Below are 250 nucleotides of genomic sequence, written 5' to 3'. Positions count from 1 at the left end.
CCTCAGCTCCTCCAGGTTCGCGACGATGGCCGCATCGAGCTTCGCGGCCTCCGTCTGCTGCTCGCGCAGTTGCGCGAACAGCCGCTGCATCTTCTCATCGAACGGCTCTCCGTCGTCGCGGGCCGCCTCGGCGCCGACGTAGCGGCCGGGCGTGAGTACGTGGCCGTACTTGCGCACTTCGTCCAGCGTCGCGCTCTTGCAAAACCCTGGAATGTCCACATATGCCGTCATCCCAGGGTTACCCTCACCC

General features: G+C 66.0%; 1 protein-coding gene. It reads right to left on the bottom strand.

Translation table 11 applies throughout. The annotated features are described in order from the left end of the window. The coding region (locus tag ACTFO6_RS19285) for an N-6 DNA methylase (protein ID WP_439935933.1) at positions 1-250 on the bottom strand (250 nt) is incomplete at both ends.

Source organism: Pelomicrobium sp. G1 (assembly GCF_051905455.1).
Lineage (GTDB): Bacteria > Pseudomonadota > Gammaproteobacteria > Burkholderiales > UBA6910 > Pelomicrobium.
This window is presented reverse-complemented; position numbering and strand designations above follow the sequence as displayed.